Below are 25,141 nucleotides of genomic sequence, written 5' to 3'. Positions count from 1 at the left end.
AAAATCTAGGTTCTCTCTCATTTTCAAATTACCACATTTTCAAATTTTCAAATTGAATTATGAAACTCCAACTCTGGTCTATAGGAAAATCACACGAAGCTTACGTAAAAATGGGTGTGGAAGATTTTACGAAGCGCATCAACAATTATTTTCCTTCCGACTGGACAATCCTACCTCCTCAAAAAAATGCAGCCACACTTTCTGAGGTCGACTTAAAAAGAAAAGAAGGCGAAGTAATCCTGAATATGCTGCAAAAAGATGATTACCTCGTACTGCTTGATGAAAGAGGTAAATCATTCACGTCGGAAAAACTTGCAGAGTTTGTACAGCAACGGGCAAATGAAAGCACAAAAAATGTGATCTTTTTAATTGGCGGCGCATTTGGCGTAGATGAAGCGGTTTCGAAACGTGCCAATTATAAATGGTCGCTTTCTCAACTTGTATTCCCCCATCAATTGGTAAGATTAATTTTGGCAGAGCAGGTGTACAGAGCATGTACGATTTTGCGAAATGAGAAGTATCATCATGTATAGCCGAGAAGTCAAAAGTCAAAATTAAAAAGTAAAAGGGCCAGCCGTATTCTGCTTTGGTGCCGCGTTTGAATTTTTACTTTTTACTTCTTACCTTTTTTAATAGTTTTAGTGAAAATGTCCTGAATTGCATCTTCGCATATACGGGCATTTTTACCTTTTATTTTTACTTTTTTTTACAACCCATGTTAACAACTTTTAGCATAACAACCATCATCATCGTCGTAACCTGTATTGTGTCATTCATGGCGTTCGGTAACGAGCGACTAAAAAATGATCTACTCTTCTGGCCCTCTGAAGTTGAGGACAGGCGGCAATACTATCGTTTTCTCACATATGGATTTGTTCATGGAGACTTTATTCACCTGGGGTTTAATATGCTTTCATTGTACTCATTTGGTACCTATGTAGAGAAATATCTTTTTACGCAAAGTCATTTATTTGGACATTCTGCAGCTACCATGTACATATTGCTGTATGTAATGGGACTTATCGTTTCTGCGATTCCAGATTTTTTTTACTACAAAAATTATTCTAGCTATCGTGCATTGGGTGCTTCCGGAGCGGTGTGTGCGGTGATATTTGCAGGAATTATGCTGGAGCCCAAGTTGCCAATATCAATGTTCTTTATACCTGTTCGCATACCGGGCTATATATTCGGTGTTATTTTCATTGCCATTTCAATTTGGCTCGGGAAAAGAGGGGGCGATAATATCGGTCACCGCGCTCACATAAGCGGCGCGATTTTCGGAATTCTGTTTACCATTATAGCAGCCAAGGCATTTTCAAATTTCGATGTAATGAAGTCGTTTTTGGATGAGGTGCTGAATAGATAATAGGGCGTTGGTAGTTGTTAGAAATGGTTCTTCAGTTGGCGACCGCTGACAACTATCAACTAACAACTCTACTGCGTCAACAGATCTCTGAACCAATACCCCGAATCTTTTATCGTGCGTAATTGTGTTTTGAAATCTACATGTATCAAGCCGAATCTTGCATTGTAGCCTTCTGCCCATTCGAAGTTATCCATTAAGGTCCATGCCATATAGCCCTTTACATTAATGCCTTCTTTTTTTGCTTTAAGCACAGCTTGTAAATGGCTTTGGAAATAGTCTATACGTTGTTGATCTGCAATCGCTCCATCTTTAACAACATCGTTAAAGGCAGCACCATTTTCTGAAATAATTATCTCTTTAATGGCGCCATATTTCCAAAACTGTTTAATGATATTGTAAAAACCATTTGCATTTATTTCCCAACCCATCGCTGTGTGCGGAACCTTGCGTGTGGTCGCTTTTACTTCAGATGCGTTAACAATTGGAATGAATGGATTGTGTTTTACAACCACCGGAAAGTAATTCTGCAATCCGATGAAATCCATGTCAAACCTGAGTTTGTCAGTATATTTCCATGCAGTGTTTTGCATCTCTAATTTTTCCAGCAATGCAAAATCATCTTTCGGATAACCTTTGCCAAGCAATGGTTCTATGAATAACCGGTTAAGCAGAATATCTGTTTTTAGTGCAGCAGCTTTGTCTTCTTTTGAATCGCTAAATGGAATAACCTGCGAACATGAAAAAGTAGTGCCGATATATGCTTTGGAAATCTCACTGCGTAAAATGCGTCCGCCCTCTGCCTGAGCCATGGCAGCGTGGTGAACAGCTTTCAGAAAGTTATTGACGCCTGTTTTGCCCGGAGCATGTTTGCCGATCATATAACCCAGCATGGTGAATCCAAAAGGTTCATTTAACACGATCCATTTTTTTACTTTATCCCCATATTCAGTTGCACAAAAAGTCGCGTAACGATTGAACCATTTGTTCATGTGATGACTTGTCCATCCTCCTTCTTTCTCCAATGCAGCAGGGAGGTCCCAGTGGTACAGCGTTACAAACGGGTCCATATCCAGCTTAAGGCATTCATCAATTACTTTATGATAAAATGCAACGCCTTCTTTATTTGGTTTGCCGGTGCCTTCGGGAAATATCCTTGACCATGAAATGGAAAAACGAAAGGCTTTAAAACCTAGCGCTTTTGCCAATATGAGATCATCCTTATAGCGATGATAGAAGTCGCAGGCTACATAAGGCTTTGCAGCGCCTTTGATCTTCCCTTGCCGGCGCGAAAAATTATCCCAAATGGAAGGGCCACGACCATCTTCATTATAGGCGCCTTCATTTTGAGCAGCGGCCATTGCCACGCCCCAAATAAAGTTATCTCCAAAATCTTTTAAGCGGAAAGGTAGTATACTTGTAGTCACGTCTTCACTAAGGTTTTGATTTTACGTTATCATAAAATCGTAAGGAACAATGTACGAAAGATGTGTGAACATATTGTTATGTTTTTCCGTACATGGCACGCAGATGACGCTGATTTAGCAGATTTGCACGGGGTATTTTTAGGCCAGTATGGCCCTAATTAAATTTGATGAATTTTCAATAAAATTTTGCTGTAAGAATTACAAAAAATAATCAGTGAAAATCTGCTAAATCAGCGTCATCTTCGTGCTCTCATTTATACTCTTTTTCAAACATTAATTTACCACGTTTGTTGTAGATGCTAAGCCGCACCAGACTGCCATTTGCATCATACCATTTCCATTCTCTTGTTTTCACGCCGTTATCATAATTGCCAACAGATTTCAATCTTCTGCCATTTTCTTCAACTGTTAATAACCACACGCCATTGCGCATACCGTTATTGTAATAGCCAGAATCCTGTACGGTTCCGTTTTCAAAATAATTCATGTACAGGCCGTGTTGAAGGCATGAAAAAAATGGAGGTTTGTAAGAAGATGAAGTTGTGTTTTGTTGCACCAGCTCCAGAAGAAAAATTCTTTCCGAAAGATTGCCGGATATATTGAATGAATAGTAAGAGGTAAGTTGTTTGAATGCCGCCGGCATGTCCTGTTTTGCAAGTGTAGTTAATGGATAGATAATCTGTTTGCCATCTTTTTTCGCAAATTCGTTTATTACCATGCTGTAGCGGAAGGCGTTGTAAGTTCTTACGTAACGCAAGTTGCCATTTGCATACCACACTTTCCATACACCATCGGGAATATTGTTTTTAAAACTTCCTGAATCACAAATAATGCCTGAATCGTACCAACTGTTCCAGGTGCCGTTTAGTTTGCGATTTTTAAAATGACCGTGGAAGCGAATATTAGCATTGCTTTCGGCGATTGCAATTTCATTGATTATATAACGACGACCATCTGCAATTTCATCCTGAAATACAGTCATGCTTTTAACTTGTCTGATCAATTCTGAGTGAGGCTGCGTAGAAGTATCAGACTTTGCAATCGTTGAATGGTTGGCAACACACCGTGTAATGCAAAACAGCATTACACAAGTGTAAGTAATGTGTTTCATATATGGCCTGCTTTTGTTATCGCGGGATATTGGACACGTAATCTTCTATGTTGCTGATGTTTGTGGGTGCAAACCATTGAATAGCTGCGTCTCTGGAAAACCAGGTAATTTGTCTTTTCGCGTAGTGTCTTGTGTTTTGCTTTATCAGTTCGACCGCTTTTTCTAATGTTATTTTTCTTTCCATATAGTCAAACAACTCAGAGTAGCCAACAGTTTGCAAAGCGTTCAAATTTCTTTGTGAAAATAATGCTGAGGCTTCCTCAAGCAATCCTTCACTAATCATTTCATCCACACGTGTATTGATTTGATTATAGAGAATTTCACGAGGTAATTGCAAACCAATCTTAACAATTTTAAACGGCCTTTCTTTTTTTATGTTTGATTGAAAGCTTCTTATGGATCTTCCGGTAGATAGCACCACTTCCAGCGCACGCATAAGGCGCTGCGGATTGTATAGCTCGCCGGTCGCGAAGTATTCGGGATCTTTTTCTTTTACTTCGCTTTGCAACCATTCAAGTCCTTTTTGCTCAAATGATTGTACGATTTCTTCTCTTACATCAGGAGAAATTGCTGGAATGTTATCCATGCCTTCGCAAAATGCCTTCACATACAACCCGGTACCACCTACCATTATAGTAGTGTTTTTTGTAATAAATATCTCCTCTGCTTTGGCGAGAGCATATTTTTCAAAAACGGCGGCATTTACTTCATCATGGATCGAGTGGGAGTTAATAAAATAGTGTTTTACCTCTTCTAATTGTTTCTGTGTTGGTTTTGCTACGCCAATATTCATTTCTTTAAAACATTGGCGAGAATCGGCAGAAATAATGGATGTGTCAAACTTTTTTGCCAGCTGAATAGCCAAAGAAGTTTTTCCGACAGCCGTGGGCCCAACGATTACGATGACTGTGTGAGGTAGAATAGAAATTAGGAATTAGAAATTAGGAATTAGGAGTTAGAAACCAGTCGGATGTCTAATTCTTTGTTTGGTAGAGGTTTGGCCACTAAGTTTCTTTAAGAGAATTTCTTAGCGAAACTTAGTGTATCCTCTGTGTCTTAGCGGTAACTTGAGACGCGAAGCAGCTCCTCTAGAAATCCTCATTTTCTTCGGTGCTTTCTTCTTCTTCTTCATTGGAGTCTTTGTCATCATCGTCTTCACCTTCCTCGCCAAAACCTTCAGCGCCTTTGGTAAGATCATATTTTTCTTCGATCTCGGTTAGTTTATCGCTGCCGATTCCTTTAGTGCCGTATTGAGATGGCCCAATGCCTTCAGTTCTGATAACAACCGGGTAGGTGAGCTTCGCGTTTTCTTCCTTCGAAACATTGATCAACTCAACAAGGAACGTCCAGTTCTTTGCAAAATCGTATACATAAACGAATTTTTGATTAGGATCAAAAATCTCGGTGCCAATTATAGTAGTATCCATCAGTAATGGCTCCGCTTTGTAAGGCTTATTATATTTTTCCAGAGAAATTTCTCTTCCTCTTTGCCAGTGATCATTGCTGCGATAAAAAGTAGCCTGGTGTTTACTGTCAAATTCATAGGCTTTTAATATCACCTGGTGAAGCTCCAAAAAAGTTTGTTTGTGCTTCACTACAACGTCTCTGTAAATACTATCATCTTCTTCGAAATAGATCCTGAATTTTAAAACAGCCATGATTTCTAAAAATTAATTCAATATCAATAAATCGTTCGTTTGCCCGCCCAAAATAAAACAAAATAGTGAAAAGCTAAATGCTAAATGTCGAACGCTTAATGCCTAACGTATAACGCTGAATGCTTGGTGCCAAATGTTTGAAGTCTGTTCTCTTGCATTAAGCATTTTGCGTTCCACGTTCTGCATTCAGCGTTATGCCTATCTCGCCAGCTTTTTTTATCATAAAAGAATGTGCCGCATCGTAAGTGTTTTCAATTTCTCCATCCAAAATAGCATCTTTTATTGCATCTTTAATAATGCCTACTTCGCGACCGGGACGTAAATTGAAGGTTTCCATAATTATTTCACCCGTAATAGGTGGTTGCCAGTTGCGGATCCTGTCGTTTTCTTCTACCCATTGTAATCGGTTGCGAACCAATTCGAAATTATCAAGATAGCGCTTTACTTTGTGCTTATTCTTGGATGTGATATCCGCCTCACATAGTGTCATCAATGAATCAATGTCATCTCCTGCATCAAATAATAAACGTCGGATAGCGGAGTCCGTGATGTTTTCTTTTGTTAAACTGATAGGCCTCAAATGCAGTTCCACCATCTTGCGGACAAAACGCATCTTTTCGTTTTGCGGCAGTTTTAATTTGGTGAAAATTTTCGGCACCATTCTTCCACCTACAACTTCGTGGCCATGAAACGTCCAGCCGTGCCCTTGTTCAAATTTCTTTGTTGCAGGCTTGGCAATGTCGTGTAGAACTGCTGCCCAGCGCAACCATAAATCATTTGTATTATGGCTGATATTATCAACTACTTGTAATGTGTGGTAAAAATTATCTTTATGACCTTTGCCATCAATATATTCGGCGCCAGCAAGATCCACCATTTGGGGAAAGATAATATGCAGCAATCCTGTTTGATAAAGCAAATCAAAACCAATGGATGGTTTGTTGCTCGCCAGAATTTTATTGAGCTCTTCTGTTATGCGCTCCTGTGTAATTATGCGAATTCGCTCAACATTGTTTTTAATGCCCTGTAGCGTTTCTTCCGCAATTTGAAAATTTAATTGAGAAGCAAAACGAATGGCACGCATCATGCGCAATGGATCATCACTAAAAGTAGCATCAGGATTGAGCGGCGTTTTGATGATCTTATTTTGGAGATCTCTCAATCCATTGAACGGATCAATTATCTCACCGTAGTCTTCATCATTCAAGCTTATAGCCAGTGCATTAATGGTAAAATCCCTTCGGTCCTGATCGTCCTTTAAAGTACCGGGTTGAACATCAGGATTGCGGCTGTGGTATTTGTAGCTTTCCTTTCGGGCACCAACAAATTCTACCTCAAAATTATCGAGCTTGATTTGTGCGGTGCCATAAGTTTTGAAGAAAGCCACCTGTGGCTTAGGGTTGAATCTCTCCGATACTTTATGTGCAAGATCAATGCCGTCACCTACGCAAACAATGTCAGCATCCTTTGTTTTTCTGCCGATAATTTTATCCCTCACAAAGCCGCCAATGATATAGCAAGGCGTTTGCAGGTCCTTAGCGGCATGTGCAATTTTTTTAAAAACAAATAATTCTTTTTCTGAGCAATTGATATACATAGATGGGACAAAGATAATTGAAGGTTGTGAGTTTTGAATCTTGAGTTTTGGTTGTAAGTAATAGTAATAGGGCGGGCAGTATAAAATAGAAAAGCCCCAGACGTCATATCCGAGGCTTTATCAGGTGAAATATTTTGAAAATTGCGGCGCAGCTATCTTCCAAAGTCGTCGTAGTTGTCGCTGGCATATTTTTCGATTGATTTGAGCAGTGCTTTGGATATATTTTACAACGAAAGCGTTTTTAACGGCAAAACAAAAAGATTTCAAAGCGCATGAACGCTTTATGATACGAAGCTATGCCTTAACGCTGTCTGCAATTACTTTACGTGCCTGGAAATACCTGTTGGTGGCATTATTTCATCCTCGACCTATGGATGTTTACATGATCGTGGCATGGATGGGCTGGGTGCTAAATATTGCGTTTGCTGAATGGTTAATAAGAAGAAAGGTTATTAATTTTCAACTCTCTAAGTAACTGCTCATCCTTTATTTCCATTGCGCATTTAAAATGCTTTAGCGGACAAGCTTTGTAGCCGTGTATGCCACAAGGACGGCAGGTAAGTTTTTCCTCAACTTCTATGATTGTTTTTTTGTCTGAAAGCGGCCCGAAACCAAAATATGGAACCGTGGAGCAATAGACTGCAGCAACAGGCGCATTCACAGAAGAAGCAAAATGCATAGGTGCAGAATCGTTTACATAGTTCATTATCGAACCTTTCATCAACGCCGCTGATTGAAGAAAACTTAGTTTGCCGCTTAAGTCGGTGATTTTTACAGACGGACAGCCATTAATGATTTCTTCGCACAACCCTTTATCAGAAGGCGCTCCCAAAAGATATACGTGAATATGCTTTGGAATTTTTTGTAGGAAACTTATCCATTTTACTGCCGGGTACTGTTTTGTGAACCACACAGAAGCTGGCGCTACGCAAATGTATTCGCCTTTCTTGTATTGTGCCACCGCATTTTCGTCTTCTGCAGTTGGATAAAGTCTTGGCTTAAAAACTTTATCGTCTGTGAAATGTTTTATCAAATCATTGCAGCGATCTATCTCATGAATGGGATGTTGTGCATCGCTGAAAATATGTTTAACCTTAGTAGTAAATAAAAAACTCAGTGGGTTTTTATCGTAACCGATTTTTTCTTTGGCGCCTGAAAACGCAGTGAGAATGCCGGTTGCAGCATAGCGCTGAACATTTATGACCTTGTCATATTTTTTTGACTGGATGATGTGTAACATTTTTTTCAGGTTGCGCAGTTTTCCTTCCTTCTTGTTCCAAACCAAGGTTTCTCGTATGAATGGATGGCCTTTCAGCAAACCTTCATTTCCCTTTCTTACCAAAAAATCGATTGACGCATCAGGAAAATAGGCATGCAGTTTTTCAATAATTCCGGTTGCTAAAACTACATCTCCAATAAAAGCGGTTTGTATAACTAAGAATTGTTGCGGCAATGTTCGTCTTTTTATTTTCTTATAATGGTAATGTCGTTCACTCCGTTCCATTTTACAATGGCAGATGCAGCAGCTTCAGCAATTTCATGTTGTCTATATTTTACTACATAGTCAACATTGTTTTTTATGCTCTCATCAATATCTGCAAACTTCGCCGGCGTGGGCTGTCCGGAAATATTCGCAGAAGTCGAAACGATAGGTTTGCGAAAGCGCTTGATAAGGTGTTTACAAAAATCATCTTTCACCAATCGTATACCAATGCTGCCATCTTTGTTGATCACATTATCTGCAAGTCCAATGGCGCCTTGGTAAATTACCGTGGTAGGTTTTGTGACACTATTCAAATAATCGAAAACCTGCAAGTCAATGCCGGCAACATATTTGAGTATGTCGCGTTCATCAGCCAGCAGAATGATCATGCTTGAAGAAGCAGGTCGTTGTTTTACCTCGAATATTTTATCTACTGCAGCTGCATCTGTAGCATCGCAGCCAAGCCCCCACACTGTATCAGTGGGATACAAAATTGTTCCCCCCGATCTCAGCACGTCAAGACATTTTTCTATATCGGCATCGAAATTTTCCATCCGGGCAAAGATAGAGAAGGAACGCAGATTTTCATGATTGTTATGATGTGAAGGATTTTTGCTTTGAAATTTGAGATTTGAAATTGCCGTCTCGGTCGGAGTTATCCCTTCGGGTATGTTAGTAAAAATAGGAGCTCCAGTCCTCAATCTCAAATTTTCAAATCTCGAATTTCAAATCATAGTAAATCATGACAATCATGAAAATCTGTGTTCCTTATCTTGCAAAAAAAGAGCAGCCGATCACTTGATCAGCTGCTCAGCCTTTAAATGGACAGGGCTAATGAATACTGGAATTCGGGCTAATAAATTATTGTGGCGGCGCCGTTGCCGTAGTTGTGTTTGTAATTGGCCAAATACCAGGCGAAGGAACACTTACGCCTTTGTTTATACCTCTGCTATTCGCTCCATCGGGGCCAAAGTAATATAATGGCCATCCTTTAAATGTGAGTTGTTTTTTACCAAACACCGTAATGGATCCGAAATCTGCTTTTGATAGTATAGATGGCAAACTTTGAACAGATGAAACCTGGAATATTGGCCACGTGGGGTCGTTGCTAAAATCAGCTGCCGTGTAATTGTTTTTATTGAATTTGTCCGGTGTAAAAGCATAGAGCGTACGGCCCATGCTATCTACGATATAGACTGTATTCTCCGTTCCTTCTGTATAATCGTGTTTATAATTTTTATTATCGTTGCCTACAAGTTGCGCTCTGGCAATCATCAGCGTGTAGTCGGGTTTTGCTACGAACCAAACGCCATTAAAACCATCGCCATTAACATCGCCTTCCTTGGTGTCGTTTACATTGTAGTATAGGGGCCAGCCTTTGTAAGTGAGTTGTTCCTGCCCATCTGTGCGGTCAATATCTTCAATGTCGTTATGGCCAATGCCTTGAGAAACAGATGGGTCTTTTATATAGAGAAGTGGCCATGTAACAAGGCAACTGCCTGTACACACAGAAGTTCCTTTAACATCCGGTGCAAAGACATACAGTGTCCGACCATTACTATCGGCGAGGATTTTTCCAAAACGCGGGTTGTCAATAATTTGGACAGAAGGCTTGCGGGTGTTGTTAGTATTGTTATTGTTGTTGTCCTTTGAGCATGATGCAAACAACATTGCCATACACAAAACTGCAGAAATGCCGGTGGCATAGTGAAATACTTGTTTCATTGAAAGATAATTTTTAATGGTAAAATTGATTGGATGCTTTCGCGGGTAACTAACAATGAATACGACGAATGAGAGAAATGGGTTGCCTGTGTGGAAACTTTTTATTGAAGATGGGCTTACTGCCGCAGTTTCAGAGAATTTTGTATTTTCATCTGGTCAAAAATTAAACAACAGAGAACAATTTTCAAAAGCATAAAGTGGAACAAACCGATATTAGAAAAATAAAATTGATAGAGTGCCCTCGTGATGCTATGCAAGGCTGGAAAAATTTTATTCCAACTTCAACAAAAGTTGAATACATCAACAGTCTTTTAAAAGTAGGATTCGATACACTTGATTTTACAAGCTTTGTTTCAGCTAAAGCTATTCCTCAAATGGCAGATGCAAAGGAGGTGGTAACGAAAATTGATATTGGCAGCTCAAAGACAAAGTTGTTAGCTATCGTAGCAAATGTACGCGGGGCGCAAGATGCAACAGCTTTTGATGCTATCAACTATCTTGGGTTTCCCTTTTCCATTTCTCCTACATTTCAAATGCGTAATACCAATCGTTCTATAGAAGATTCTTTCGAGACAGTAAAACAATTGCAGGAGATTTGTGTAAACAGCGGTAAGGAATTGGTGGTGTATATTTCAATGGCGTTTGGAAACCCTTATGGAGATGAGTACAACAAAGACATTGTGGTTGAATGGATAAACAAACTGACACCATTAGGAATTAAAATTATCTCCCTCGCTGATACCGTGGGAGTTGCAACTGCTCAACAAGTAAGCGATTTAACATTCTACGTAATAAAGATGTTGCCTGAATACGAAGTAGGCATTCATTTGCACTCCACTTCACTTAACAGAACAAAAAAACTGGAAGCAGCTTTAAGCGCCGGTTGCTATCGCATTGATGGAGCTTTAAAAGGTATTGGTGGTTGCCCAATGGCAAATGATAATTTGGTAGGAAATATGGATATGGAGTGGATCATCAACTATCTCGAAAACAAAAAGATTACTACAGGTATTGACAAAGAAGCGCTGCAAAAGAGTCTGGTATTGGCAGACAGCGTGTTTTATTAATTAATAATTAATAATTAATAAAGAATAATTAATAGGGCTGCACTATTGAGGAATTGTGACTCCGTTAAAGTCAGCGCTTTTGATGTAATGAGAAGGGAGGAGTGATCAGCGCTTTTGAGAGGTGCAATATTAATTATCAATTATTAATTATTAATTCGTTTTACTTTTGTCTTTTAAATTTTTAATTTTTCCGTCGGATGAATTTCATGCTCGATATAAACATCAAGTCTCCGGATGTTCCTGTGCAATATGGAGAAAATATAATGCTCATGGGCTCCTGCTTTACTGAGCATATTGGCAACAGACTTGAGGAGTTGAAGTTTAATACTTTACAAAATTCCAACGGTATATTATTTGATCCTGTTAGTGTTTGCAGAAGTCTTGTGAGTTACATTGAAAACAAAAAATATACTGCAGACGATCTTTTTTATCTGAATGAACTGTGGCAAAGCTGGCAACATCATTCACGTTTTTCCGGAATGGATCAGCAAAATGTTTTAGCACAAATTAACGCTTCGCAACAAAAGGCTCATGAATTTTTGAAAAAAGCAGATTGGTTGATCATTACTCTGGGCTCTTCTTTTTCATATAGATTGGTTGAAAACAATGATTCAGTCGCGAACTGTCATCGTGCTCCGGCGCAAACTTTCCGCAAACATTTACTTTCAATTGAAGAAACAGTTACATCGCTGGATACTACGATGCATAGATTGTTTCACTTCAACAAGAAATTAAAGATCATTTTTACCATTAGTCCGGTTAGGCATATCCGTGATGGCGTGGTGGAGAATAACAGAAGCAAAGCCAGACTACTTGAGGCTGTTCATCACATGGTTAATAAGTTTGACCGTTTGCATTATTTTCCTGCGTATGAATTGGTAATTGATGTGCTGCGTGATTATCGTTTTTATGACGTTGATATGGTGCATCCGAATTATCCGGCCACGGAATTTGTGTTTGAGAAATTTGCACAATATTATTTTTCCGATGCGTCAAAGGAGCTAATGAAAGAGATTCGCCAAATAGCGATTGCCCGCAAACATCGATCAATGCAGCCTGCAACAAATGCACATCAGCAATTTCTAAGAACACATTTTGAAAAGGCTCAAAAACTAAGCGCTCAACATCCCTTTTTGGATTTGAGTGAGGAAATGGAGTATTTCCGGGGGGATACTGAGACATCCCTCACAAAATGACATTTCCATGATTGTTGGCGATCTATAGATATTCTTCGATAAATGGAATGATGTGTATCTTTGCAAATATTTTAAAAATTAATTATGAGCCGCAAAGGAAAAGTCCTGGTTGCAATGAGTGGCGGTATTGATAGTACCGTTACGGCTCTGATGCTCAACCAGGAAGGGTATGAAGTGGTAGGCATTACCATGAAAACGTGGGACTATGCCACCAGCGGTGCCTCAAAAAAAGAAACGGGCTGTTGCAATCTCGACAGCTTCAATGATGCACGAATGGCCGCCGTACAGCATGGTTTTCCGCATTTTATACTGGATATACGTGAAGAGTTCGGCGATTTTGTAATCGACAACTTTGTGGAAGAATATATGGCGGGCCGCACGCCCAATCCATGTGTGATGTGTAACACGCACATCAAATGGCGCGCCTTGCTAAAGAGGGCCGATGCACTTGATTGTGAATTCATTGCGACCGGGCACTACGGAAATATTCACCAGCACAGCAATGGCAGATATTACGTGAGTAAAGGCCTGGATGAACTTAAGGACCAGAGCTATGTGCTTTGGGGATTGCAACAGGATCTTTTGGGCCGTACATTATTGCCCTTAGGAAAGTACCGCAAAACGGAAATTCGCCAAATGGCGGCAGATTTCGGTTACCCTGAGCTGGCAAAAAAGGCTGAGAGCTACGAAATATGTTTTGTGCCCGACAATGATTACCGCAACTTTCTGAAAAAGAAAGTAGAAGGATTGGAAGAAAAAGTTGCCGGTGGTTTTTTCGTAGATAAATCAGGTAAAATACTTGGAAAACATAAAGGTTATCCTTTTTATACAATCGGCCAGCGTAAGGGACTTGATATTGCGCTCGGAAAGCCTGTTTTTGTAACAGAAATACGTCCCGAAACCAATACAGTTGTTTTGGGTGATGAAGTTGATCTTGAAAGACCCGAGATGAATGTTGCCCGGATCAACTGGATGAAATATGATGCGGTTACAGATGGAATGGAAGCAACTACAAAGATCCGTTACAAGGACAAAGGAAGCCTTAGCAATCTTTACAATAACGATAACAACGGCATAGCCGTACGCTTTTACGAAAACGCCAAGGGCATTGCGCCCGGGCAGAGCGCCGTTTTTTACGAAGGCGATGATGTTATCGGTGGAGGCATTATTCAAAGGAGCACAATTCTTTAACAATATTTCTATATTTAAAACGTTCAGAAACCGGTTATACAACCGGTTTTTATTTTCTTGCATCTATAGAAGTATTATTTTAAACCAATTGCAGTGATCAATCAATCGTTCCAGGAAACAAATAAGTTCAGTATAAGCAGCCGCGTTCAGTGGCTGATTGTAATTGCTTGTATAACAATGGTTTTCGCAGCATGTTCAAAAACCGACAATTACAAGAGCGATCAACTGAGAGAATACATGCCTTTGGCAAAAGGCAAATACTGGATCTATTTGTTGGATTCTACTAATTATTACAATTCTCAAAAGGTTCAGACACAGTACCAGTTAAAAGATGTGGTTGACGATTCTTTAACAGATAATCTCAACAGAATTGCATATCGATTGATCCGTTACATACGTCCGTCGTCAAGCATAAACGATAATGATTGGAAAACTATGGGCGAATATTATATGGTCCCGACAAGAGAGACGCTTGAAACTGTCGATTTATACAACTTTAAATATCAATCGCTCAAGCTTCCTATCGCGGTGAATTTAACGTGGAAAGGAAATAGTTATCTTCCTGCCTTTCCGTATTCAGAAGCAAGTCCTGACGCTGCCAGATACAATTTTACGGTAGATGGCGGAATGGGAGATTGGGATTTCACTTATACAGGAGTAGGGAAAAATGATACAATAAACGGCAAGACATACACGAATGTGCTGACTGTAAGCCAGGAAGACGCCTCCACCAACCTGCTCGCTGACAATCAAACACCTACAAACGTAAACGACTTTGCCACCAGAGCTTATTCTGCAGAGAAATATGCGAAAAACATAGGATTGATTTATAAAAAGCTAGAGCTATGGGAACACCAGCCTGCCAGTCCAACAAATCCAGGCGGTTATTATGTTGGCTTCGGAATTCAGCTGCAATTAATTGATCATAATTAGAATTTATCGAAACTACAGTATCTAAGGATAAATTCTGTGGAGTCCTTGCAGATGAGTAGTGGCAAGAGCTGCTATTTAGTGCTTTAAACTATAAAGGCTGCCAAAAGTACTAAATGCCAAGTCAATGATTTGCGTAATTGATATAATGCTTTTTGAACGTGCCCCTCTACAGTTCGTATTGAAATTTTTTGTAGCGATGCAATCTCCTTGTTAGAAAACCCCTCCACATACGATAATAGAAAGATTTTTTTTCTGATTGGAGGAAGTTGTTCTATCGCTTTTTTTAACAGATCGGTAAGCTCCAGCCTGGAGGACTCATTTCTTTCTGTATCGTTTTCTATCTCTTTAATAAGCTTTCTTTGGTGGGCTTCTCTTCTGAGCCAGTCAATAAAAACCTGTTTTGCCTTTTGATATAGCTGAGCTTCTACAGAAATTTCCGGTGAATAAGAGGAGCGATAATTCCAGAATTTAACAAAGGTAGCCTGCGTTAAATCGCTGGCAATATCATGCCTTTTGGTTTTTGATAAAAAATTGGCATAGATATTATCAAAATACCTGTTAAATAGGTCTTGTAAAATATGTTCATCAAGCAATGTTACCCCTGACATTTCCCGGCATTTTTTTCCAAATAGTAAATGTGTTAATTGTAAAAGTAGTGTTTCAGGCAAGAAAGATTGCGTTAATGGAGACTTATTAAAAGCTGAAAAAGGCACTTTCCTGATTCAAAGTAATTTCAGCTTCGCTTGTTGGTTCCGGTTATTTCGTCCATTTGCCTGATAGTAGTTGGAAATGTATTTCTTCTACATAAAATAAATTTCAAATGTAAAAAAAGATTGGATGCCGTCTGCAACTTTAATTATGTTGAAAATTACAAACGGCATCTTTATTTTAATACGAATCCGCCAATGAGTAAGTCTGCACCTCTCTTTCTGTCACAGCTTCACTTACCGTAATCCGCTTAGCAGTTCCCGGCATAAGATCGAAAAAGTTATCAGAAAAGTGGGCGTTTTTTGCCTTTACAGATAACCAGACATTTTTAGCCAGCTTATCAGCAGTCACTTCCAGCGTAGTACTGTCAATCATCTTCACACGTATTGTGACCGGAGGTAGCGCAAGATTTTTAGGGCGGGTAAAATAATAATTTTGGGTAGCCAGTACTTCATTACCGTTTTTCAATTCAATTTGCATTACAGCGTTAGCTGTATCAATACGTGCAAAATCTTTGTTACTGAAATCTATATAGGACTTGCTACTGTTTTTACTCACTACCACGTTCTGTTGCTTTTTAGGCATCAGCACCTTACCGCTAAAGTCTGTTACTGTATACGATAATACTGCTTTTGTTTCAGTAAGTTTATCTGACACAATGTAAATGGATGGAGGTTGATTGTTATCCTTTACTGTAATTAAAAACGGTGCATAATTCTTTGCAAGTTGGTAGTGCAGCGCTTTCCAGTTGCCCGATCCATCAATGCTGCTCCATGATACTACCGGCCAGCAATCGTTCAGCTGCCAATAAAATGTACCCATGCAATAAGGCATTTTGCGGCGATGAATTTCTGTGCTTTTACCAATGCCATATTGCTGTAATACCTGGCTTACATAGGCTATGGCATAAAAATTTTTAGGCGTTTTATAATAGCGGCTCATGTACGATTTTATCTTTCCATATCCCGGTGGGTTACGCTGGTGCACACGCATTACATTGCTTGTTGTATCATAGTCCTCAGGTAATGCAAACCGCTCAATAGTATTCCAGGTAGGAAATCCCTGCATACCATATTCAGAAACAAAGCGTCCGGTTTTTTCTTCAAATATTTCAAAATCATATGCAGGTCCGTGCCACACACCCCAATAATGCGAATCGCCCTCGGTAAGGCTTTCCTTGTGTTCCCAACCATACGAAGGGGAAGTAGGCCAGTAATCCCGTTGTGGATCGCATTGCGTTATTATTTGAGGAATTGTTTTTTCAAATATGGTTTGATACCAATCATACAATTTCACCGAATCGGTTGCAGATATTTTATAGTCACGCTGCCAGAACCAGTTGAACCAGCCTTCCTTATTTTCATTGTTACCACACCACAACGCAATACTTGGATGGTTGCGCAATCTTTCAATATTTTCTTTTAGCTCTGTTTTTATATTATTCAGTGACGCCTCATCTGCCGGGTACATACCGCAGGCGAACATAAGATCCTGCCATACCAGGATGCCATTTTTGTCACACAGATCGTAAAACATATCTTCTTCATAGGTGCCGCCGCCCCATACACGTAATGCATTGAAGTTGGCTGTTTTTGCATCATTTATCAGCTTCGCATAGTCATCATATTTTTTTGCTGTAAGGAATGGAGATTGTGGAATATAATTGCCTCCCTTTAAGAACACAGGTACGCCGTTCAGTTCTATGTAAAAACTTTTACCTGCAGCATCCGGTTTTTGAATCAGGTGTACAGTACGCACACCAAACGTTTCATTTTTTTGCTGAAATACTTTATTGCCATCCGAAAAAGTAAATGCTAAAGAATACAAATGCGGTTCGCCCAATCCATTGCTCCACCACAGTACAGGTTTTGCAATATTAAATGAGAGCTCAATATTATTTTCTCCTTGTTGTAATGTTACCGAACGGTTATTGATATACGGTGAAGCATTGATGTTTACGGTTTTTGCAACGTCGCTTTGAATGTTTATAACGGCCTTGACTACTGCATTGGCCGCTGTTATTTCAGGAGTGGTGATCTGTATATTGTTTACTTTCACATCGTTCCAGCTAACAATTTTTACCGGGCGCCAAATGCCACATGTAGTAAATTTTGGGCCCCAGTCCCAACCAAAATGATACTGTGCCTTGCGGGCATATACACGGTCATTTTCGGGCAATCGCAATGGATAGTTTGCATTTTCTGTTGAATCTACAAAGTTTTGTGCCGATCTGAATTTAATGATCAATTCATTGCCCGATGCTTTCAAAAAGTTTTTAGCGTCCGCTTTCCATACACGAAACATATTGTTGGCACTCATGAAAAGTTTGCCGTTCAAATACACATCTGCATAGGTATCCAGCCCGTCAAATTGTAATAATATATGTTGCTTTTGCAAAGTAGCCACATCTATGGGAAAAGTAGTTTTGTATTCCCAGTTCTCACGTTCGATCCAGCGGAGCTTAGGCTCATTATCTCGATAGAAAGGATCTTCTATTTTTTTATTGCTCAAAAGATCTGTGTGCACTGTGCCTGGAACTGTTGCAGGTAACCATTGTTGTTGGTTTATGTTTTTGAATGTCCAGTTGGTATTGAGTTGTTGCTCGGTGTATTGAGCAAACAAAACTGTTGTAATTAACAATAATGAAAACGCAAGCAATATTTTTTTCATGGCTTAGTTGTTTTATTTCACACAAAGTGACAAGGAAATATTTTTATGTATCGGCTTTAGTATTTCTATGAAGCGACTGTTGCGACGCTCCGTTCATCTGTGGGATCTTTATTTAGCATTTCATTTTATGCTACACTAAATTTGCTTCCCGAAACACTAAATGCTATTGAATTAGTGTTGAATAAAGAACAAAAGGTACAAGAGTGCGACGCAAGTAAAGCTTAATAGTTATTCTGCTGCCGGGCCCATTAAAAAAACTGCTCTTTTATTCAACGACATGCTTCAAAGTTTAAAAAGGCCTGTCTTTCTTTTCGGCACCGTATTTATAATTGGGTTGCGGACCCATTACAAATACGAGCTTTCCGCCGTTTATAATATCCTTATGTGTAAAATATGTTTTAGAGTATTGTTTGCCGTTAAGCGTTGCACTTTGTATGTACTTATTCTTTGAAGAATTATTTTTAGCCTCAATAATAAATTTCTTCCCGGAGGATAATGATAATTCTACTTTATTAAACATAGGGCGACCAAATACATAATTACCACTTGCGGCATTTACCGGATAAAATCCTAAGGAGCTAAATACATACCACGCACTCATCTGACCGCAATCTTCATTACCACACAGGCCATCAACTTTACTGGTATATAAATCCCGCATTACCTGGTCAGCCTTTTCGGCAGTTTTATAAGCTGCTCCTGCATAGTTATACAAATAAATGGTATGGTGGCTGGGTTCATTGCCATGCGCATATTGTCCTATCAATCCGCTAATATCCGGTGATACGTTTTCGCCGGTTATTTGAGAAGAAATAATAAACAACGAATCCAGCTTTTTTATAAATTTCGCCTCACCGCCAAATGCGTTGATTAGTCCCTGTACATCCTGTGGTACAAACCAGCTATGCTGCCATGAGTTACCTTCAGTAAAGGCTGCTTTACCAAAATCATGTTCGGAGTAAACCGGATCGAAAGGCTCAACCCATTTGCCATCACTGGTTTTTGGTCGTGCAAATCCGATACTGACATCAAACAATTCTTTCCAGGATTGTGAACGTTTCATAAACGTATTATAATCCGTAGTCTTCCCCAGCTTTTTAGCTACTTGTGCTATGCACCAGTCATCATAAGCATATTCATAAGTAGATGTTACACTAGTGCCTGCCTTATCGTAAGGTATATAACCATATTGCCGGTAAACATCTGTGCCGCGAATATTTTGCATTGCACTCTTCATCATGGCTTCATAAGCAAGATTAACGTCTATGCCGGGAATATTTTTCATAATAGCATCGGCAACAATGGGTATGGCATGATAGCCGGTCATACAATCGGTTTCGTTGAATGCCAGGTCCCACACAGGCAACTGGCCATGTTGCTTGTAGAAGTCCAGATAAGAATTGATAATGTCTGAGACTCTGTTTGTTTGCAATATTGTGAATAATGGACTCTCGGCACGAAATACATCCCAAAGTGAGTGCGTACTGTATACCGTTCTATCACTATGTTCTACTTTTCCATTCACACCTTTGTAGTTTCCGTTCACATCATTGAATACAGTGGGCGCCTGGTACGCATGGTATAGTGCAGTATAAAATATTCGCTTTAAATTTTCGTCGCTCGTTGTTACTTTAACCTTACTTAATTCTGTTTCCCACATAGCAAGCGCAGCCTCTCGTGTCCGTTCAAAATTAGTTTTTGAGCATTGATTAAGTTCGTTCATCGCCCCTTCAATATTTGCGAAGCTTAATGCCACTTTCATTTCTACTTTTTCATTTTGTAGCGTAGAAAACATCAGGCAGGCGATTGTTTTTTGTGCTGTTACTTCCTGTGTATTGGTAATTTGTCCGTTGCCAAACAGCACCAATTCTTTTACAGGTTTGTTTAGCCTTACAGCAAAATATACTCTCTGGTCTTTTGCCCAGCCTGTAGAAAAACGATAACCTACAAAAGTGCTGTCATTTATTTTTTTGAAATAAGTGTCGGTAGGTTTATCCCAGTTAATAGCGAAACCAAGATCAAAGCGGATCATTGCCCTGTCTGATGCAGGAAATGTATAACGGTGCACTCCGTAACGAAGTCCGGTTGTAAGCTCTGCATTGATATTGTATTTATCAAGATGCACTTTATAATATCCGGGAGTTGCAACTTCGGTCGAGTGAGAAAACCCGGAAAATAATTTTGCAGTATCTGCCGGCTCGCCTACCACCGGCAATACAGAAATATCACACAGATCACCAATGCCGGTTCCTGTTAAATGTGTGTGGCTGAAGCCTGTTATTGTGGAGCTGGTATAGTGATAACCGCTCACCCAATCCCAGCCCTGCTCTCCATTATCGGGGCTCAACTGAATCATTCCAAACGGAACAGTTGCCCCGGGATATGTGTGACCATGTGCACCAGTTCCAATGAAAGGATCGACGTAGTGTGTAGCCGGTTGGCCAAAGCCAGGTAAAATGTACAAAACTGTAAACAGGTAAAGAATAGTTTTTTTCATGAGAAGCAAGAAGAAGATTGAATTATTTGAATTGGTGAATGTACAGCTAAGTTATAGGAGAAATATGATGTCATGCAGCTTTCAAAATGGTATAATGCAGGAAAAAAAGATTTCTTTTTGAGAGTAGGTAGTTTTGGCTTTTGAAACGTACATGTATGTTGCGGATGCCAAATAATATTGTAAACACAAGTCATTTGGCGTAGTGCAGGAAAATATTTTTGCGAGCAGGTAGTTTTGTTTTTTAAAACGTACTTATTTATCAGCGATGCCAAACGATATAGATATACAAGCCATTAAACGATTCTTGTCAAATGAGAGTGACTACATTGAAGCTGAACGTGTAGCTGCCTATCTTTTGCAAAATCCTCAGTTGTTAGACGAGTTTATTCTTTTTGACGAGAAGGCAGAATTGCCTTTAATTTCCAGCGAAGAAAAAAGAAAAATCTTAAACAAGGTACTTCCTCCGCGTCGTGGTTTTATAATAAGCATGAAGAAGCTGGCTGTAGCCGCTTCTGTTATAGGGGTGATAGCCATTAGCATTCTTTGGTTTAACCGACCACAAAAAATATCGAATACAACTACCGATATCGCGGTTAATTCCAAATTTTCAAAGGTAAAAAACAATACAACGTCATTAATGAAATTTGTCCTGCCCGACAGTTCGGAAGTGCAATTGAAACCATCGGCAGAAATAATGTTCGATAGTGATTTTAAGAATCATAGAGATGTTTTTTTAATTGATGGCGAAGCCTGTTTTGAAGTGTATAAAAATCCCAGTATACCATTTAGTGTATTTGCAAAAGGCATTAAGACCACCGCATTAGGAACAAATTTTTGGGTTGAAAGTCCCGTTTCCGCACCAACAGTTGTGGTGCGGTTGCAAAATGGGAAAGTTGTATTGACGTCAACGGACAGTTCGTTTAAAATGAAGAATGTTATGTTGTCGCCTGGCCTTTCATGCTATATAAACAAGCGTACAGGCGAGGTAAAAATTATGAATGAAAAACCGCCTGCAACGACCGTCTTGAAACAGCCGTCTAAAACTGATACCCAAAATAATAAAGCGGTATTGTGGAGCAACGATGGAATGCAGTTTAAGCAGGCGGCGTTAAAAAATGTGCTTTCGCAATTAGAGGCCCGCTATAATGTAAAAATTATAGCTGATGAAAATACAACCAAAGGCATTGTGCTTACCGGAAAATTATATGCAACTGATTCTTTACTGCCTATTCTGAAATCAATATGCGATATGAATAAGTTGGATTATGAAATTAGAAATGATAGCATTTTTTTGAAAAGAAAATAAATAGAAAAAGTACTGCCTGCATCCATGCGCAAATGCGATAGGTTTTGCGCATGGATAGTTTTAAATATTTCAATGCTTAACGGATAATTTTTTAAATCAATCAAGATCAAGGATGAGAAAATGTAAACAACGATTGGCAGCAATAGTGTTATTGCTATTTTGCTGTAATGCCGCCATTCTGGCACAGCAACGGATAAATGTTCCGGGAAAGGTATTAGCTGAGAATGGTGATGAATTAAGCAGTACAACCATTACTGTACTGAACGTGCAAACACGAAATAAGAATGTTCTTGTTTCGGATTCTTCCGGCTCTTTTGAATTAAAGGGTGTATTGGCGGGACAGAAGTACAATTTGTACTTTGAACATATTGGGTACGCTAAGGATTCTTTAGTGAGTCTGATATTTTCATCCAATGAAGCCAACACTCTTTTAATGCGAATGAAACTGGCTGCTGGTAACTCACTTAGTGAGGTTGTAGTAACAGCATTGGGTATTAAAAGACAAGCAAAAGCATTGAGCTATGAAGTACAACAGGTAAACCAAAGTGCTTTAACCACAGTGCAAAATTCTAATCTTGTAAACAGCCTGAACGGAAGGGTTGCCGGTATTCAGATAAATTCAAGTTCAGCAGGTATAGGTGGCGCATCGAGAGTTGTATTACGTGGAACCAAATCTATTGGTGGAACGAACGGCGCTTTTTATGTTATCGATGGTATTCCATTGGTTGATGTAAACCAGGGAAAATCAGAAGGCGTTTATGGTGGCACTGTGGGTTCTCAAGGTATTGCAGATTTCAACCCCGAAGACATTGAAAGCATCAGTGTATTAACGGGGCCATCTGCTGCTGCATTGTATGGTTCCCAGGCGGCACAGGGTGTAATCCTGATCAATACAAAAAAAGGGGAGAGGAATGGTGTTCGTTTAAACTATTCAAACAGCACAACATTTTACAATCCTATTGTAATGCCCAAGTTTCAAAATACATACGGAAGCTCTGATGCTTATCAAAGCTGGGGCGATAAAATGGGTATTCCTTCAACGTATGATCCCAAAGATTTTTTTAACACAGGGTTACAGGAAATAAATTCTTTGTCGGCCAGCATTGGTTCGGGCAAATCACAAACCGTTATTTCCGGAGCGGCGTTAAACGCGAAAGGTATTGTTCCTAATAACAAGTACAACAGGTACAATTTTACTTTTCGCAATACCAACAGTTTTCTGAATGACAAAGTTACAACCGATGTAGGCGCTTCTTATGTTAATCAGGCAGATCAAAACATGGTATCTCAGGGGCAATATTTTAATCCGATCCTGGCTACTTATTTATTTCCTCGTGGTGATGATTTCGACGCAATGAAATATTATGAAAGGTATGATGCCTCGCGTTTAATACCAGTGCAATACTGGCCTTACGGCACGCAGGGTTTAAGCCTTCAAAATCCATACTGGACTACCAATCGCTTACTCTTCCCTAATATTAAAAACAGGTACATGTTTACCGGGGCCATTTCTTATAAGCCATTATCATGGTTTACAATTGCCGCGAGGGGAAGGATAGACAATACCTACCAGGAATCTGAGAAAAAATTCTACGCATCTACCGACGCTGTATTCGGAGCTTCAGAAAAAGGATATTATTCTTATGCTAATAATAAACTATCTAATCTTTATAGCGACGTAATAGCAACCATCAACAAAAAGTTCGATGACTTTACTGTCAATGTAAGTGTTGGTAGCAGTTATCAAAAAGTACAACCAACCATTAAAGGATACCAGGGACCGCTGGCAACCATTCCTAATTTGTTTGCCTTACAAAATATTAATGTTGCTGCTTCTTCTGCTATTGAGGGTACTTCTAACTCTATCAACAGTGCCTATCCATATGATGCATGGGCAAACTCTGCTGTGTTTGGTGTTGCTGAAGTTGGGTATAAGAACTATTTGTTTTTAACTGTTTCCGGCAGAAATGACTGGAACTCGCATCTCGTTAATACGAGTAAAAACAATTTCTTTTATCCGTCTTTGGGTTTATCGGCAGTGGTATCTGATATGGTCAAATTGCCTTCTGCAATTTCTTATTTAAAAGTGCGTGGCAGCTATGCGCAGGTGGGTAGTCCTATTTCCATCTTTGGTTTAACTCCGGGCACAGTTACATATCCTATCAGTGCAGGGCAGGTTGGAAAAGTGGGCTATCCGGCAACTTCTACTTTCCAGCCTGAAAAAACAAATTCTTACGAAGCTGGGTTTAATCTGAAAATGTTCAGAAACAAAGTTGGCCTTGACGTAACGGTATACAAATCGAATACGTATAATCAGCTAATCCTTACCGCAGCTTCAGGCACATCAGGTTATGATTATAATATGATACAAGCCGGTAATGTAATGAATAAGGGTATTGAAGCAGCATTAACCTATGATAACAGAGGTGCTGTAATTAAATATTCAACTGGCCTTACACTGAGCTTGAACCGTAATAAGGTTGTTGAAATTGCAGATAACCCGGTTGGTGAAGATGGGAAAATAGGCACTCCTATTACAAACTACGTGGTTCCCGGTACAAACAATATGGGAAAGGTTTATAAGGGAGAATCAATGGGCGAAATTTATGCTACTCAGCTTCTACAAAGAGATGGCAATGGAAATATTTTAATTTCCGGCGACGGCACTTTTGTGAGGGTCAATCAAAATACAAGACTGGGAAATACCAATCCTGATTATACGCTGGGTTGGAGAAATGATATCGGATATAAAAATTTCAGCCTTGGATTGATGTTTTTTGCAAGAGTAGGGGGTATAGTAACATCGCAAACTCAGGCAATGCTGGATGCATACGGCGTTTCACAGGCATCTGCAGATGCAAGAAACAACGGAGGTGTTTTAGTGAATGGTGTTCCTTATGACACAAAGTCTTTCTATTCACAGGTTGGCGGACTTGATCCGTTGCTTGCATTCTACACTTATGATGCTACCAACATAAGGTTGCAAGAGGCTTCATTAAGCTACACATTACCGAAGCATTTATTCAATGATAAGCTTAAACTTACTGTTTCTCTTTTAGGCAACAATTTGTTGATGATTTATAACAAAGCTCCATATGATCCGCAGCAAACACCTTCTACCGGCACTTATTACCAGGGCTATGATTATTTCATGTTGCCAAGTTTAAGAAGTTTTGGTTTTGGTATTAAAGCACAATTTTAAATTATTG

Annotated in this window: 20 protein-coding genes; 9 read left to right on the top strand and 11 right to left on the bottom strand. The window is 39.4% G+C overall.

Features of this window, described 5'->3' with window-relative positions:
• Positions 1–59 precede the first annotated feature (59 nt).
• Positions 60–533, top strand: coding sequence for a 23S rRNA (pseudouridine(1915)-N(3))-methyltransferase RlmH (locus QJ048_RS19225; protein ID WP_282336033.1), 474 nt, complete (start codon positions 60–62; stop codon positions 531–533).
• Between the two features lie 182 nt (positions 534–715).
• Complete coding sequence (locus QJ048_RS19220) at positions 716–1,366, top strand: rhomboid family intramembrane serine protease (RefSeq protein WP_282336032.1); 651 nt, start codon at positions 716–718, stop codon at positions 1,364–1,366.
• A gap of 68 nt (positions 1,367–1,434) precedes the next feature.
• Here the strand turns inward: QJ048_RS19220 and QJ048_RS19215 are convergent, their stop codons facing one another.
• The 5 genes from QJ048_RS19215 to QJ048_RS19195 form a co-directional block, all read right to left on the bottom strand.
• On the bottom strand, positions 1,435–2,790 hold the full coding sequence (locus QJ048_RS19215; protein WP_282336031.1) for a GH1 family beta-glucosidase: 1,356 nt from the start codon (positions 2,788–2,790) through the stop codon (positions 1,435–1,437).
• Between the two features lie 250 nt (positions 2,791–3,040).
• Positions 3,041–3,901 carry a toxin-antitoxin system YwqK family antitoxin gene (locus QJ048_RS19210; RefSeq protein WP_282336030.1) on the bottom strand — a complete coding sequence of 287 codons (861 nt, stop codon included), beginning with the start codon at positions 3,899–3,901 and terminating at the stop codon, positions 3,041–3,043.
• Between the two features lie 16 nt (positions 3,902–3,917).
• On the bottom strand, positions 3,918–4,799 hold the full coding sequence (gene miaA, locus QJ048_RS19205) for a tRNA (adenosine(37)-N6)-dimethylallyltransferase MiaA (RefSeq protein WP_282336705.1): 882 nt from the start codon (positions 4,797–4,799) through the stop codon (positions 3,918–3,920).
• 190 nt (positions 4,800–4,989) lie between these two features.
• Complete coding sequence (locus tag QJ048_RS19200) at positions 4,990–5,559, bottom strand: IS1096 element passenger TnpR family protein (RefSeq protein ID WP_282336029.1); 570 nt, start codon at positions 5,557–5,559, stop codon at positions 4,990–4,992.
• A 157-nt stretch (positions 5,560–5,716) separates the two neighbouring features.
• The gene (locus QJ048_RS19195) at positions 5,717–7,156 is read right to left on the bottom strand and encodes a CCA tRNA nucleotidyltransferase (protein WP_282336028.1); all 1,440 of its coding nucleotides are present in this window, start codon (positions 7,154–7,156) and stop codon (positions 5,717–5,719) included.
• A gap of 208 nt (positions 7,157–7,364) precedes the next feature.
• On the opposite strand from QJ048_RS19195, the gene QJ048_RS23495 reads away from it, so the two are divergent.
• Positions 7,365–7,631, top strand: coding sequence for a DUF2306 domain-containing protein (locus tag QJ048_RS23495; protein ID WP_425607794.1), 267 nt, complete (start codon positions 7,365–7,367; stop codon positions 7,629–7,631).
• Here QJ048_RS23495 and QJ048_RS19190 read toward each other — a convergent pair.
• From QJ048_RS19190 to QJ048_RS19180, 3 genes are all read right to left on the bottom strand, one after another.
• Complete coding sequence (locus QJ048_RS19190) at positions 7,590–8,609, bottom strand: glycosyltransferase family 9 protein (RefSeq protein ID WP_282336027.1); 1,020 nt, start codon at positions 8,607–8,609, stop codon at positions 7,590–7,592. The two genes, QJ048_RS23495 and QJ048_RS19190, sit on opposite strands and share 42 nt — an antisense overlap.
• Before the next feature lie 11 nt (positions 8,610–8,620).
• A complete protein-coding gene (locus QJ048_RS19185) occupies positions 8,621–9,193 on the bottom strand; it encodes an L-threonylcarbamoyladenylate synthase (protein WP_282336026.1) in 573 nt (190 codons plus the stop codon).
• A 307-nt stretch (positions 9,194–9,500) separates the two neighbouring features.
• On the bottom strand, positions 9,501–10,364 hold the full coding sequence (locus tag QJ048_RS19180; protein ID WP_282336025.1) for a hypothetical protein: 864 nt from the start codon (positions 10,362–10,364) through the stop codon (positions 9,501–9,503).
• A 197-nt stretch (positions 10,365–10,561) separates the two neighbouring features.
• On the opposite strand from QJ048_RS19180, the gene QJ048_RS19175 reads away from it, so the two are divergent.
• From QJ048_RS19175 to QJ048_RS19160, 4 genes are all read left to right on the top strand, one after another.
• Positions 10,562–11,431, top strand: a complete 870-nt coding sequence (locus QJ048_RS19175; RefSeq protein ID WP_282336024.1) for a hydroxymethylglutaryl-CoA lyase — start codon at positions 10,562–10,564, stop codon at positions 11,429–11,431.
• Positions 11,432–11,628: 197 nt separating this feature from the next.
• Positions 11,629–12,627 (top strand): GSCFA domain-containing protein, encoded by a 999-nt coding sequence (locus QJ048_RS19170; RefSeq protein WP_282336023.1) that lies wholly within the window; start codon positions 11,629–11,631, stop codon positions 12,625–12,627.
• An 84-nt stretch (positions 12,628–12,711) separates the two neighbouring features.
• Entirely contained in the window at positions 12,712–13,818 is a 1,107-nt protein-coding gene (mnmA, locus tag QJ048_RS19165; RefSeq protein WP_282336022.1) for a tRNA 2-thiouridine(34) synthase MnmA, read from the top strand.
• A gap of 93 nt (positions 13,819–13,911) precedes the next feature.
• On the top strand, positions 13,912–14,751 hold the full coding sequence (locus QJ048_RS19160; RefSeq protein ID WP_282336021.1) for a hypothetical protein: 840 nt from the start codon (positions 13,912–13,914) through the stop codon (positions 14,749–14,751).
• A gap of 83 nt (positions 14,752–14,834) precedes the next feature.
• On the opposite strand, the gene QJ048_RS19155 is transcribed toward QJ048_RS19160, so the two are convergent.
• From QJ048_RS19155 to QJ048_RS19145, 3 genes are all read right to left on the bottom strand, one after another.
• Positions 14,835–15,464 carry an RNA polymerase sigma factor gene (locus tag QJ048_RS19155; protein WP_282336020.1) on the bottom strand — a complete coding sequence of 210 codons (630 nt, stop codon included), beginning with the start codon at positions 15,462–15,464 and terminating at the stop codon, positions 14,835–14,837.
• A 175-nt stretch (positions 15,465–15,639) separates the two neighbouring features.
• Positions 15,640–18,129 carry a beta-mannosidase gene (locus QJ048_RS19150; RefSeq protein ID WP_282336019.1) on the bottom strand — a complete coding sequence of 830 codons (2,490 nt, stop codon included), beginning with the start codon at positions 18,127–18,129 and terminating at the stop codon, positions 15,640–15,642.
• 289 nt (positions 18,130–18,418) lie between these two features.
• Positions 18,419–20,626, bottom strand: coding sequence for a GH92 family glycosyl hydrolase (locus QJ048_RS19145; protein ID WP_282336018.1), 2,208 nt, complete (start codon positions 20,624–20,626; stop codon positions 18,419–18,421).
• Positions 20,627–20,891: 265 nt separating this feature from the next.
• Between QJ048_RS19145 and QJ048_RS19140 the strand changes: the two genes are divergently transcribed.
• Positions 20,892–21,932, top strand: coding sequence for a FecR family protein (locus QJ048_RS19140; protein WP_282336016.1), 1,041 nt, complete (start codon positions 20,892–20,894; stop codon positions 21,930–21,932).
• 112 nt (positions 21,933–22,044) lie between these two features.
• Positions 22,045–25,134 (top strand): SusC/RagA family TonB-linked outer membrane protein, encoded by a 3,090-nt coding sequence (locus QJ048_RS19135; protein ID WP_282336015.1) that lies wholly within the window; start codon positions 22,045–22,047, stop codon positions 25,132–25,134.
• The last annotated feature ends 7 nt before the right edge of the window (positions 25,135–25,141 follow it).

Origin of the sequence: Pinibacter soli (genome assembly GCF_029961145.1) — a bacterium.
In the GTDB taxonomy this organism is placed as follows: Bacteria; Bacteroidota; Bacteroidia; order Chitinophagales; family Chitinophagaceae; genus Pinibacter; species Pinibacter soli.
This window is presented reverse-complemented; position numbering and strand designations above follow the sequence as displayed.